Origin of the sequence: Streptomyces sp. CA-181903 (assembly GCF_050937075.1) — a bacterium.
Lineage (GTDB): Bacteria > Actinomycetota > Actinomycetes > Streptomycetales > Streptomycetaceae > Streptomyces.
This window is the reverse complement of sequence record NZ_JBNJLY010000001.1, coordinates 2461902-2475431: the sequence shown is the minus strand read 5'-3', so window position 1 is coordinate 2475431 and position 13530 is coordinate 2461902. Positions and strand designations below refer to the sequence as shown.

The window sequence follows — 13530 nt, the reverse complement described above, 5'->3', positions numbered from 1 at the left end:
GTGGGTACGGATCCTTTCCTTCGGCGCCTACGCGCCTGGGACGACCGTACCCGGCCGGGGGCGCGGCCGGGGCGCCCGGTGCCGTCCCCCGGGCACTCGGCGGCGTCCCCCGGGTGCCCGGCGGCGGCCCCGGGCCCCCGGCGGTCTCCCCCGCCCCCCTCACCGCTCGCTGTCCAGGTGCGCCATCTGGTCCGCCGGGTAGCGGTCGCCCGCCGCCGCGTCCGCGGGTATGGCCGTCTCGATGGCGGCGAGGTCGTCGGGGCCCAGGGTGACGTCCAGCGCGCCGAGCGCCTCGCCGAGCCTCTCGCGGGTGCGGGCGCCCACCAGGGGGACGATGTCGGCGCCCTGGGCGAGGACCCAGGCGATGGCCGTCTGGGCGACGGTCGCGCCCCGCTGCTCGGCGGCCTTGCGGAGGGCGTCGACCAGGTCCAGGTTGCGCTGGAGGTTCTCGCCCTGGAAGCGGGGGCTCACCCCGCGGAAGTCGTCGGCGGCGAGCCGGCGGTCACGACCGAAGTGGCCGCTGATCAGGCCGCGGGAGAGGACGCCGTAGGCGGTCACGCCGATGCCCAGCTCGCGGGCGGTCGGGAGGATGCGGTCCTCGATGCCGCGCGAGATCAGCGAGTACTCGATCTGGAGGTCGGAGACCGGGGCGACGGCGGCGGCCCGGCGCAGGGTGTCCGCGCCGACCTCGGACAGGCCGATGTGGCGGACGTGCCCGGCCTGGACGAGCTCGGCGATGGCGCCGACGGTCTCCTCGATCGGCACGTCGGGGTCGACGCGGGCGATCCGGTAGACGTCGATGTGGTCGACACCCAGCCGCCGCAGCGAGTACGCGGCGAAGTTCCGCACCGCCGCCGGGCGGCCGTCGTAGCCCGACCAGCCGCCGTCCGGGTCGCGCAGGGCGCCGAACTTGACGCTGGTGAGCGCCCGTTCGCGATGGGCGGCCGGGGCGGAGCGCAGCGCCTCGCCGATGAGCATCTCGTTGTGGCCCATGGCGTAGAAGTCGCCGGTGTCGAGCAGGGTGACGCCCGCGTCCAGGGCGGCGTGGATGGTGGCGATCGATTCGGTCCGGTCGGCCTCGCCGTAGAGGGCGGACATGCCCATGCAGCCGAGGCCGAGGGCGGAGACCTGCGGGCCGGTGGTTCCGAGGGTGCGGTACAGCACGGGGACTCCTTCGGGATTCGAGAGAGGGGAAGCGAGGGGGGAGCGGGAGAGGGGGAGTGAGAGAGGGAGCGGAGGGGGACACCAACAGAGTGGCACATCGAATGACAGATTTCAATATCTGTCATTCGATGTGTGTCACCCCGTGCGGGTCACCCCTTCGTGACGCCCCCTCGGCCTCCCTCGACCCGTCGCCTCCCTCAGCTCATCGCCCTCGGCAGCCGCATGCTCAACACCACCGTCGCCGCCACCGCCACCAGCTGCACCCCGAACGTCGTCACCACCGCGTCCCGCATGCCCATCGACGAGGACAGTGACAGGAACAGCGAGCCGAGCGTCGCCACGCCCAGCGCCATGAAGGACTGCTGCGTGGTGACCATCACCCCGCTGCCCACCCCCGCCTGGGCCGGCGGCACCTCGCTCAGCACCGCCCGCAGCGTGGGCGGCAGCAGCAGGCCCTGGCCCAGTCCCTGGACGGCGAGTGCGGGCATCGTGCCCCAGACGCCGAGGTGGCCCCAGCCCCAGAGGAAGGTCAGGGCCATCCCCAGCACGCCGGCCGCCTGCACCAGCGTTCCCGCGGTCACCGCGCGGCGGCCGTAGCGGGCGCCCAGCCGCGGGCCGAGCAGGGAGCCGACGAAGAAGGCGACGCACAGCGGAACCAGGGCGAGGCCGGCCTCGGTCGGGTTGAGCCGCAGCCCCTCCTGGAGCACCACGGCCACCACGAACATGTAGCCGCCCCAGCCCAGCGAGAACGGCACCAGCACCGCCAGGCCGGTGCGGACCGAGCGGACCCGCAGCAGCGACGGCGGCACCAGCGGGGTCCGTCCGGCCGCCTCCAGCCGCCGTTCCACCACCCAGAACGCCGCCGCGGCGAACGGGAACAGGCCCAGCAGCACCCAGGCCCAGACCGGCCAGCCGGTCGAACGCCCCTCCGTCAGCGGCACCAGCAGCGAGATCAGGGTCACCGAGAGCAGGACCGTGCCCGCGCCGTCCACCCTGGTCGGCCGGTCCGACCGCGTCTCCGGGATCAGCCGCGCCGCCATCAGCAGCGCGAGCACCGAGAGCGGCGCGTTGACCAGGAAGATCGGGCGCCAGCCGGAGCCCGCGATGTCGGCGGAGACCAGGAAGCCGCCCAGCATCTGGCCGATCACGCTCGACACGCCGGCGGTGGCGCTGTAGAAGCTCATCGCCCGGGTGCGCCGCTCGCCGTGGGTCGCCGCCTGGATCGTCGCCAGGGCCTGCGGCAGCAGCAGCGCCGAGGCGGCGCCCTGGGCGATGCGGGCGGCCACCAGGCTCCAGGCGTCCGGCGCCAGACCGCACGCCACGGACGTCACACCGAACGCGACCGTGCCCCAGAGGAACATCCGGCGCCGGCCCACCATGTCGCCCAGCCGCCCGCCGAGCACCAGCAGCACCGCGTACGCGACGCCGTACCCGCCGACGACCATCTCCAGCAGGGCCGGACCGGCGTGCAGATCACGGTCGATGGCGGGCAGGGCGACGTTGACGATGAAGAAGTCCACCATCGGCAGGGCGGCGCCGAGGAGCACCGTGAGGAGGCCGCCGGCGCCGAGCGTCGCCGCGCGGGGGCGCGAGGCGGGGGAGGCGCCGGAGGGGGTGGCGGGGGAGGGGGTCGGGGACAGGACGGGTATCTCGTCGGCTGTACGTGCTTCGTTCACACGACGACGATGACGCAACCCACAACCTGGTACCAGAGTGTTTTTATCCTGGTACAACGACTACCCGGCAACGGCCCTGACAGCGGGCCCTCCCGTACCGCAGGCTGGAGGCATGACCACGATGGCGCAGGAGTCGCCGGCCGTCCCGCTCGCCGCCCCGGCCGACGGGGCCGGGCCCCGCGGCATCGACGACGAGGTCCGCCGCGCCGAACTCGCGGCCTTCCTCCGCAGCCGCCGCGAGCGCATCACCCCCGAGCAGGTCGGCCTGCCCCGCGGTCCCCGCCGGCGGACCCCCGGACTGCGCCGGGAGGAGGTCGCGCTGCGCGCCGCCGTGGGCGTCACCTGGTACACCTGGCTCGAACAGGGCCGGGACATCCAGGTCTCCGTCCAGGTCCTGGACGCCATCGCCCGCGCGCTGCTGCTCGACCGCGCCGAGCGCGCCCACCTGTTCGCCCTCGCCAACGCGGCGGACCCGCTCCCGAACGCCGAGCCCGTCGGCGTCCCGCCCGGGCTGCGCCTGATGCTGGAGCAGCTGGAACCCATCCCCGCCTGCGTACAGAACGCGCGCTACGACATCCTGGCGTACAACCGCACGTACAAGCACCTGATCTGTGATCTCGACGCCCTGCCGCCCGAGGAACGCAACTGCCTCTGGCTGTACTTCACCAACGTGAACTGGTACACCGACGCGGTCGACCGGCAGGAGACCAAGCGGGCCATGGCGGCGAAGTTCCGGGCCGCGATGGCCGACCACCTCGCCGAGCCCGCCTGGAAGTGCCTGCTGAAACGGCTGCAGGACGCGTCGCCCGAATTCCGGGAGATGTGGGAGCGACACGAGGTGGTCCCGCCCACGGCCAATCGGCAGCGCACCTTCCGGCACGCCCGGGTGGGCCTGCTGAACCTCGACTACACCAATCTCTGGACCGGACCGCATCCCGGTACCCGGGTGCTCGTCTTCACCCCGACCGACGACGAGACGCACGCGCGGCTGCGGCGGCTGCTGGAGCTGGTGCGGGCGGAGGAGGGGTAAGCCCCGCGAGGCCCGTGAGCCTTCGCGAGGCCCGTGAGCCTCCGCGAGGCCCGTAAGCCCCGCGAGGCCCCTGAGCTCCGTGAGCACCCCTGGACCCCGTGCCCACAGGGCGCGGGCCGGAGTGACCGGAGCCACGGGATCCGGTCCGCCGGATGAGGGACAATGGACGGTCGCCTCACAGGCCCGGTACGCCCGTGGGGCAGCCGGACACCCCTTCAGCCCCCTCCGCACGAACGAGGAAGCCCCTCCATGACGCAGCTCCAGATCGGTCCGCACACCGTGCAGCCGCCGGTGGTCCTGGCCCCGATGGCCGGGATCACGAACGCGCCCTTCCGCACGCTGTGCCGCGAGTTCTCGGGCGGCAAGGGGCTGTTCGTCAGCGAGATGATCACCACCCGGGCGCTGGTCGAGCGGGACGCCAAGACCATGCGGCTGATCCACTTCGACGGCAGTGAGAAGCCGCGCTCGATCCAGCTCTACGGCGTGGACCCGGTCTACACCGGGCGCGCCGTCCGCATGATCGTGGAAGAGGACCTGGCCGACCACATCGACCTCAACTTCGGCTGCCCCGTCCCCAAGATCACCCGCAAGGGCGGCGGCTCCGCCCTGCCCTACAAGCGGAACCTGCTGCGCGCCATCCTCCGCGAGGCCGTCGCCAACGCCGGGTCGCTGCCCGTCACCATGAAGATGCGCAAGGGCATCGACGACGACCACATCACCTTCCTGGACGCCGGCCGGATCGCCGTCGAGGAGGGCGTCACCGCCATCGCCCTGCACGGCCGCACCGCCGCCCAGCACTACGGCGGCACCGCCGACTGGGAGTCCATCGCCCGCCTCAAGGAGGCCGTCCCGGAGATCCCGGTGCTCGGGAACGGCGACATCTGGTCGGCCGACGACGCCGTCCGCATGATGCGCGAGACCGGCTGCGACGGGGTCGTGGTCGGGCGCGGCTGCCTCGGCCGGCCCTGGCTCTTCGGCGACCTGGTCGCCGCCTTCGACCCCGACGGGCCGCGCGAGCCCGCCGCGCCCACCCTGCGGGAGGTGGCGCGGGTGATGCTGCGCCACGCGGAGCTGCTGGGGGAGTGGCTGGAGAGCGAGGAGCGCGGCGTCATCGACTTCCGCAAGCACGTCGCCTGGTACACGAAGGGGTTCTCGATCGGGTCCGAGCTGCGGAGGCAGCTGGCCGTGACGTCGTCGCTGGCGGAGCTGGACGCTCTTCTGAGCGGGCTGGATCTGGATCAGGCGTGGCCGGTGGGGGCGAACGGGCCTCGGGGGCGGACGTCCGGGCGGGATCGCGTGGTGCTGCCGGAGGGGTGGCTGGACGATCCGTACGACTGTGCGGTGGTGGGGGCTGAGGCGGAGCTCGACACGTCGGGTGGGTGAGGGCGCCTCGCCCCGGCGGGGGGCGCCTGCGGCGGGCTGCGCCCCTGCCCCTCCCCCAGAGGGGGGACCCCCACTTCGCCGATTCCTGGGGGCATGCCCCCAGACCCCCTGAAACCGCGCTTCGCGCGGTTGTCCTCAAGCGCCGGACGGGCTAGTGCGGCGGCGTGATTCTCGCCACCTCTGATAGGGGTGCCGCTCACATGAGCGCAAAGTCAGGGTGTCCATCTTCCTAAGGGTGGCACTCAGTGCCACCCGCTCTGACTTCACAAGCTGACGGCCGAACGGCCCAAATCTCGACGCGCCGTGCTGCCGCGACTCCGCAGCGCGAAAGTGCGTTCAAGATGTGAAGGCGACGCCCGTAAACCCCGTCCCCCCAAGCGACTTTCGATCTGCTGGCAGACGGGCGGTTACGCCCTCATGTCGTTGGAGTGGACCTCCTCAGAAGCCTTCGATCTGGGTACGCTCCCCGCCGTCAGGGCAACCCTCCCCACTGCGGCAGCGCTTTTCCCAGGGAGGTCCAGTGAAGGAGTCGAGTTCCGTGCCGGTATCCGAAGATCAGCAGAAGTTCGTCTACGACTTCACCGAGGGCAACAAGGACCTCAAGGACCTGCTCGGCGGCAAGGGTGCCAACCTCGCCGAGATGACCAACCTCGGCCTCCCGGTGCCGCCCGGATTCACCATCACCACCGAGGCGTGCAAGGTCTACCTGGCCGAGGGGCAGGAGCCGCCGGCGATGCGGGACGAGGTCACGGCGCACCTGGACGCGCTGGAGGCCCGGATGGGCAAGAAGCTCGGGCAGGCCGACGACCCGCTGCTGGTCTCCGTCCGCTCCGGCGCCAAGTTCTCGATGCCCGGCATGATGGACACCGTCCTCAACATCGGGCTCTCCGACGAGTCCGTGGCCGGCCTCGCCGCGCAGGCCGGGGACGAGCGGTTCGCCTGGGACTCGTACCGCCGCCTCATCCAGATGTTCGGCAAGACGGTGCTGGGTGTCGACGGCGACCTCTTCGAGGAGGCGCTGGAGGAGGCCAAGGAGGCGAAGGGCGTCTCGACCGACGTCGAGCTGGACGCCGACGACCTCCGCGCGCTCGTCGAGCGGTTCAAGGGGATCGTCGCCGAGCGGACCGGCCGGGAGTTCCCGCAGGACCCGCGCGAGCAGATGGACCTGGCCATAAGGGCCGTCTTCGACTCCTGGAACGGCGACCGCGCCAAGCTGTACCGCCGCCAGGAGCGCATCCCGGGCGACCTGGGCACCGCCGTCAACGTCTGCTCCATGGTCTTCGGCAACCTCGGCCCGGACTCCGGCACCGGCGTCGCCTTCACCCGTGACCCCGCCAGCGGCCACCAGGGCGTCTACGGCGACTACCTGCAGAACGCGCAGGGCGAGGACGTCGTCGCCGGCATCCGCAACACCATGCCGCTCGCCGAGCTGGAGCGCATCGACAAGACGTCGTACGACCAGCTGATGCAGATCATGGAGACGCTGGAGACGCACTACCGCGACCTGTGCGACATCGAGTTCACGATCGAGCGCGGCAAGCTGTGGATGCTCCAGACCCGCGTCGGCAAGCGCACCGCCGGTGCCGCCTTCCGCATCGCGACGCAGCTGGTGGACCAGGGCCTGATCAGCGAGGCCGAGGCGCTCCAGCGGGTGACGGGCAGCCAGCTCGCGCAGCTGATGTTCCCGCGCTTCGACGAGAAGGCGAAGACCGAGTTCCTCGGCCGGGGCATCGCCGCCTCGCCGGGCGCCGCCGTCGGCAAGGCGGTCTTCGACTCGTACACGGCCGTGAAGTGGTCCCGCTCGGGTGAGAAGGTCATCCTCATCCGCCGGGAGACCAACCCCGACGACCTCGACGGCATGATCGCCGCCGAGGGCATCCTGACCTCGCGCGGCGGCAAGACCTCGCACGCCGCCGTCGTCGCCCGCGGCATGGGCAAGACCTGCGTCTGCGGCGCCGAGGAGCTCGAAGTCGACACCAAGCGGCGGCGGATGACCGCGCCCGGCGGGGTCGTGATCGAGGAGGGCGACGTCGTGTCCATCGACGGCTCGTCCGGCAAGGTCTACCTCGGCGAGGTGCCGGTCGTCCCGTCGCCGGTCGTCGAGTACTTCGAGGGCCGGATGCACGCGGGCGCCGACGACGCCGACGGGCTCGTCCAGGCCGTGCACCGGATGATGGCCTACGCGGACCGGATGCGCCGGCTGAGCGTCCGCGCCAACGCCGACAACGCCGAGGACGCCGCGCGCGCCCGCCGGTTCGGCGCCCAGGGCATCGGCCTCTGCCGCACCGAGCACATGTTCCTCGGCGAGCGCCGCGAGCTGGTCGAGCGGCTGATCCTGGCCGACACCGAGACCGAGCGCGACGAGGCCCTGGGTGCTCTCCTGCCGCTCCAGAAGGCCGACTTCGTCGAGTTGTTCGAGGCCATGGACGGCCTGCCGGTCACCGTGCGGCTGCTCGACCCGCCGCTGCACGAGTTCCTCCCGGACATCACCGAGCTGTCGGTGCGCGTCGCGCTCGCCGAGGCGCGCCAGGAGGCGCACGAGAACGAACTGCGCCTGCTCCAGGCCGTCCACAAGCTGCACGAGCAGAACCCGATGCTCGGTCTGCGCGGCGTCCGCCTCGGGCTCGTCATCCCCGGCCTGTTCGCCATGCAGGTCCGGGCGATCGCCGAGGCCGCGGCCGAGCGGCGGAACGCCAAGGGCGACCCGCGCGCCGAGATCATGATCCCGCTGGTGGGCACCGTCCAGGAGCTGGAGATCGTCCGTGAGGAGGCCGAGCGCGTCATCGCCGACGTCGAGGCCGCCACCGGCACCAGCCTCAAGCTCACCCTGGGCACCATGATCGAGCTGCCGCGCGCCGCCCTGACGGCCGGTCAGATCGCGGAGGCCGCCGAGTTCTTCTCGTTCGGCACCAACGACCTGACGCAGACGGTCTGGGGCTTCTCCCGGGACGACGTGGAGGCCAGCTTCTTCACCGCGTACCTGGAGAAGGGCATCTTCGGCGTCAGCCCGTTCGAGACGATCGACAAGGACGGCGTCGGGTCCCTGGTGCGGGCCGCGGCCGAGGCCGGCCGGGCCACCCGCCCCGACCTCAAGCTCGGTGTCTGCGGCGAGCACGGCGGCGACCCGGAGTCGGTGCACTTCTTCCACGAGGTGGGCCTGGACTACGTCTCCTGCTCCCCGTTCCGCATCCCCGTCGCCCGCCTGGAGGCCGGCCGCGCCGCCGCCCTGACCGGGGCGGCGAGCGACAGCCGGTGACACCGGCCGGATGAGCTCCGGAGCCGCCGATGGGATGACCTCGACCCTCGGACCGACGGCGGCTCCGGTACCGGGAAGGGGCGGCCCCACGCACGGGCCGCCCCTTCCGCCTGTCAGGAGGCGGAAGGCGAACGTCCGTGTCCGGCGCGCGGTTAACCCCGGTGTAACGCGAGGGCCATCGGGAGATCACCGGAGCGGAACCGGAGGGTGACGGCACGTGTCCCGGGCGCCCGCCCCGGACCCCGGCGCATGGCGGAGGGGCGGCGCTCGTGCGGGAGCGCCGCCCCTCGTTTACTCCCCCACCGGGAGTTGTTGCCGCCCGCATCGGCTCGGGCGGCAACTCGCATACTCAGCGACCGCTTTTTCGCTCGCCACCCCCCACGGGAACGAGCTGGGGCGGCCCTGAGTGCGTGAATAGGATTTCGCTTGCGGGGTGTTCGCCGCGAGTCCTTTCAACTGTGGCCAAAAGGGCGTGGTAACAGCACGTATCGGTGTGCATACTCAGTGGGCGGGGGGTGACGGCGGATGTCTCATGTGGGGGTTTGGTGCTGCGTGTCCATTTCACTGGACTCGATCTGGCCCGGTTGCGCCTGGCCGGAGACCCGGACGTGCTCTGGGAAACCGTATTGAGTCTGCACCGGCTGCGGGACAAACAAGGCGAGTCGATCTACGGCGATTGGCGCACCGAAACCCGTACTCGGTTGAATAGTGAAACTCGGCTGCTGGCTCCGCTGGTTCCGCCCCGGGCTATTTCCCGGACTTCCTGACACCGGCCGAAGGCGTACTCGGACTGGAGAACGGCGTGGAGGCGCTGCGCGCGACTCCGGCCGAGCGGATCCACGACGAGCTGGGCCGGCTGTCCACGGTCCGCACCCTGCCGGCTTGGATACGATCGCTGGCCGAGGGCGACGCCCGGGCGTTCGGCAAGCTGATCGCCGCCCTGCACGACTACCACGAGGCGGCCATCGCGCCGTACTGGGCGCACATCCAGGCCCGGATCGAGGCCGACCGCGCCGTACGCGGCCGGGCGCTCCTCGACGGCGGGGCGGACGCGCTGCTGTCCTCGCTGCCGCCCACGATGCGCTGGCACGCGCCGGTGCTGGAGTGCGACTACCCGGTCGACCGCGACCTGCACCTGAACGGGCGCGGCCTGCTGTTGGTGCCGTCCTTCTTCTGCCGCGGCAACCCCGTCACCCTGCGGAACCCGGACCTGACGCCGGTCCTCGTCTACCCCGCCCGGCACTGCGCGGAGTCCGCGCCCCCGGTGCAGGACGCGCCGCGCTCGCTGGGCAAGCTGGTGGGGCAGACCCGGTCGGCGGTGCTGGGCTCCATCGGCGGCGGCTGCACCACCAGCGAACTCGCCCGCCGCGTCGGGGTGTCGGCGGCCTCGGCCAGCCAGCACGCGGGCGTCCTGCGCGAGGCCGGCCTGGTGCTCACGCTGCGGCACGGCAGCGCCGTCCTCCACACCCTCACCCCGCTCGGCGCGGCCCTGCTGCGCGGCGGCCACCGGCCGCAGACCCGCCGGGACCGGCCGGCGTTCAAGGAGCGGTCGCCCTGGGCCGTCTAGGTGGGTCGTGGTTCGGGTGGTCTACGTGGCCGGTGTCCGTTGTTCCCCTCGCGCCCAGTCCGTTGTTCGCTGTGCTCCTCGCGCGCCGTCCGTTGTTCCCTCTCGCGTCTCAGTCGTCGATTCCCGACCGCTCCACTCCCGCCACGATGTACTGCTGGAGGAACAGGAACACCACCAGCAGCGGCACGATCGAGACGGCCGCCGCGACGAACAGCTCGTGCAGGTTGACCGTCTGCGCGTTGTTCAGCGACGACAGCGCCACCTGCACCGTCCACGCCTCCCGGTCCTGGCCGATGACCAGCGGCCACAGGAACGCGTTCCAGGCGCCGATGAAGACGATCGTGCCGACGGCGGCGAAGACCGGCCGCGAGTTGGGGACGACGACGCGCCAGTACGTCCGCCAGTACCCCAGCCCGTCCACCTGGGCCGCGTCCTCCAACTCCCGTGGGAAACCCAGGAAGTACTGCCGGAAGACGAAGCAGGCGAAGGCGCTGAACAGGGTGGGCACGATCAGGCCGCGCAGGGTGGAGACCCAGCCCAGCGACGACACCAGCACGAACGAGGGCACGAAGGTGACGGCCGCCGGGACCATCAGGGTGCCGAGGATCGCGTAGAAGACGGCGTTCGCGTGCCGGTACGGGATGCGGGCCAGGCCGTAGCCGGCGAGGGAGGCGAGGACGAGGGTGCCGGCGGTCGTGGCGACGGCGATCAGCGTGGAGTTGAGCAGCGCGTGCGCCATCGGCACGTTCGGGTCGTCGAACAGCTCCCGGAGGTTCGACCAGTGCAGCGCGCGCGGGAAGAAGGTCCAGTCGGGGGCGGTGATGTCGCTCTCCGCGGCGAGCCCGTTCCGCAGCAGCAGGTAGAAGGGGACCAGGAAGAGCGCGGCCAGCGCGATCAGCAGCGTCAGCCGCAGCGCGCGCCCGGCGCGCACGAGGGCGTCGTGCACGGGGTTCGCGCGGTGCGCGTGGTTCTCGCGGTGCTTGTGATTCACACGGGACGTGGGCATGGTGTCACTCCTCCCTCCGGCCGAGGCCGGACCAGCGCGCCTGGACGACCGTCACCACCGCGATCACCAGCGCCAGCACGACCGCCCCCGCGCTGCCCAGGCCCAGGTCCTGCCCCTGGCCGAGGGCGGTGTAGTACAGGTAGACCAACGGCGGCCGGGCGTACGGCGGGTAGCCGCGCGCGTCCGACAGCAGGTTGAAGAACTCGTCGAACGCCTGGAACGCGTTGATGACGAGCAGCAGCGCGACGGCCACCGAGGTGGCGCGCAGCGCGGGGAACGTGATGTACCGGAACGTCTGCCAGCCGGGGCGCGCCCCGTCGAGCGCCGCCGCCTCGTACAGCCCGACGGGGATGCGCTGCAGCCCGGCCAGAAACAAGATCATGTAGAAGCCGGTCTGGAGCCAGAGCCGTACCGTGCCGATGACCAGCCAGTACCAGGGCGGATGGGTGGTCGCCAGCCAGGCGACCGGCTCGGCGCCGAACCAGCCCAGGACGGTGTTGGCGAGCCCGAAGCGCACCCCGTTGAAGACCGACATCTTCCAGACGAGGGCGGCGACCACATAGGAGCAGGCGGTCGGCAGGAAGAAGACCGAGCGGAAGAACGCCTGCGCCCACCGCAGCCGGTTGACCGCCAGGGCCAGGGCGAGGGAGAGCGCGACGGTGGCGGGGACGATGATCGCGGAGAAGACCGCGAAGGTGGTCAGCGAGGAGCGGAACTCCGGATCGGACAGGATCCGGCGGTAGTTGTCGAGGCCGGTGAAGTCGGTGGGGGTGACCGTGTTGTGCGCGTCGAAGAAGCTGAGGACGACGCTCCAGCCGAGCGGGACGTAGGTGAACAGGGCCAGTCCGGCGGCGAAGGGGCCGACGAAGACCCAGAACCAGAAGGTACGGTTCCGCTGCCGGCGGGTGGCCTTCGGTGTGACGGCCCTCGGCCCGACGGCCTTCGGCTTGGGTGACCGGAGGGCGGCCGGCGGCATTCAGGACCTCTTCCGGACGCGTGCGAGCTCGGCCTCCGTCGTCCGCACCACGGCCTTCAGCTGCTTCTCCGGATCCGCGCCGTCCTTGATGATCCGGCTCAGCGCGTCCTGGTAGGCCACCTTGCTCGCGACCGTCCACAGCAGCGGGTCGGCGTGGCCGTGCTCGGCCGCGAACCGGGACGCCTCCGCCGCGGGCCCCTGCCGGAGCCGGTCCGCCTTCCGGGCGAGGGAGATCCGGGCCGGGAGGTGCAGGCCGTAGGAGAGGGCGAAGTCCTCCTGGAACGCGGTCTGTTCGACCCACAGCCAGCGGACGTACGCCTTGGCCTCCTCCTTCCGCCCGCTCCGCGCGCTGACCGCCGCCGCGTACGCCCCGACCGGCACCGCCGGCTTGCCCGCCGGGCCGTCGGCGGGGAACGGCAGCACCCCCACGTCGTCGCCCAGTGCCTTGGTGATCTGCGGCAGTGCCCAGAGCCCGGACCACTGCATGGCGGTGAGGCCCTGGACGAAGGCGGACGGGTCGGACCAGTCGGCGGGCGCGCCCAGCAGCAGCGACTTGTCCTCGTACAGCCCGCGGACCTTGGCGAGGGTACGGGCGGCGGCCGGGTCGTCGAAGCCCACCTTGCCGTCGTCGGTGACGGGCGAGAGGCCCGCGGCGTACAGCGGGGTCGCGCCGAGGACGCCCGCGCCGCCGTCGTTGCCGAGGAAGAGGCCCTTGGTCCGCCGGTCGGTGAGCCGGCGGGCGGCGTCCACCAGCTCGTCGAGCGTGCGCGGCGGCCGGACGCCCGCCTTGTCGAGCAGGCTCCTGCGGTAGTAGAGGAGCTGGGCGTCGACGGTCTGGGGGATGCCCCAGATCCGGCCGCCGTGCGTCTTGGGCGCCAGGACGGACTGCCGGAAGTCGTCCTTGACGTCCTTGACCAGGTCGGTGAGGTCGACGACCTGCCCGCCGAGGATCTGGTCGAGGGTCGGGCCGTTGACCTCGAACACGTCCGGGCCGGAGCCGGAGAGCAGGGCGGCGGCGGTCTGCTGGTCGTAGTTGCCCGGCCGCCACTGGACGGAGACCCGGGTCCTCTTGTACGCGGCGGCGTAGCGCCGGACGGCCTGCTCGGTGCCCGCCTCCCCGTACTGGTGGTACCAGTGCGACAGGCCACCGCCGGAACCGCCGCCTCCGCGGCCGGTGTCGGAGCCGCACGCGGCGGCGGTCGCGCCGGCGAGCGCGAGGCCGCCGCCGGCGGCGAGGAGTCTTCTGCGGGTGATCGGCATGGTGCTGTCCCCCTTGGGTGCGTCGGCTGTGCTGCGGCGTTGCGTTCGTGCGGCCGGTGCGGCGGCCCGACAGGTCAACGATCAACGATGCGGCGCGATCACGACAGGGGTGTTGCGTGGGCATGTCGATCGTTCCGGCCACCGGGAACGGCCCGGTCACACGGCGGGAGCGGTCGATTTTCGGACAGTCGTTCGGGATATCACCCTCGTAT

At 71.9% G+C, this 13530-nt stretch carries 8 protein-coding genes and 1 pseudogene; 4 read left to right on the top strand and 5 right to left on the bottom strand.

Features of this window, described 5'->3' with window-relative positions; all coding sequences use genetic code 11:
• Window positions 1-159: 159 nt before the first annotated feature.
• Window positions 160-1164: an aldo/keto reductase gene (locus ACQEVS_RS11050; RefSeq protein ID WP_433018705.1), complete on the bottom strand. Its 1005-nt coding sequence runs from the start codon at window positions 1162-1164 to the stop codon at window positions 160-162.
• Between the two features lie 197 nt (window positions 1165-1361).
• Complete coding sequence (locus ACQEVS_RS11045) at window positions 1362-2687, bottom strand: MFS transporter (RefSeq protein WP_433027434.1); 1326 nt, start codon at window positions 2685-2687, stop codon at window positions 1362-1364.
• Between the two features lie 265 nt (window positions 2688-2952).
• Here ACQEVS_RS11045 and ACQEVS_RS11040 point away from each other — a divergent pair, with 265 nt between their 5' ends.
• From ACQEVS_RS11040 to ACQEVS_RS11025, 4 genes and pseudogenes are all read left to right on the top strand, one after another.
• Entirely contained in the window at window positions 2953-3870 is a 918-nt protein-coding gene (locus ACQEVS_RS11040; RefSeq protein ID WP_433018702.1) for a helix-turn-helix transcriptional regulator, read from the top strand.
• A 249-nt stretch (window positions 3871-4119) separates the two neighbouring features.
• Entirely contained in the window at window positions 4120-5253 is a 1134-nt protein-coding gene (dusB, locus tag ACQEVS_RS11035; protein ID WP_433018699.1) for a tRNA dihydrouridine synthase DusB, read from the top strand.
• A 538-nt stretch (window positions 5254-5791) separates the two neighbouring features.
• A complete protein-coding gene (gene ppdK, locus ACQEVS_RS11030; RefSeq protein ID WP_433018696.1) occupies window positions 5792-8509 on the top strand; it encodes a pyruvate, phosphate dikinase in 2718 nt (905 codons plus the stop codon).
• A gap of 701 nt (window positions 8510-9210) precedes the next feature.
• Window positions 9211-10076, top strand: a pseudogene (locus ACQEVS_RS11025) (ArsR/SmtB family transcription factor).
• 109 nt (window positions 10077-10185) lie between these two features.
• Here ACQEVS_RS11025 and ACQEVS_RS11020 read toward each other — a convergent pair.
• The 3 genes from ACQEVS_RS11020 to ACQEVS_RS11010 form a co-directional block, all read right to left on the bottom strand.
• A complete protein-coding gene (locus ACQEVS_RS11020) occupies window positions 10186-11022 on the bottom strand; it encodes a carbohydrate ABC transporter permease (RefSeq protein ID WP_433027431.1) in 837 nt (278 codons plus the stop codon).
• A gap of 64 nt (window positions 11023-11086) precedes the next feature.
• The gene (locus tag ACQEVS_RS11015; RefSeq protein WP_433018693.1) at window positions 11087-12058 is read right to left on the bottom strand and encodes a carbohydrate ABC transporter permease; all 972 of its coding nucleotides are present in this window, start codon (window positions 12056-12058) and stop codon (window positions 11087-11089) included.
• Window positions 12059-13318, bottom strand: coding sequence for an ABC transporter substrate-binding protein (locus ACQEVS_RS11010; protein ID WP_433018690.1), 1260 nt, complete (start codon window positions 13316-13318; stop codon window positions 12059-12061).
• Window positions 13319-13530 lie beyond the last annotated feature (212 nt).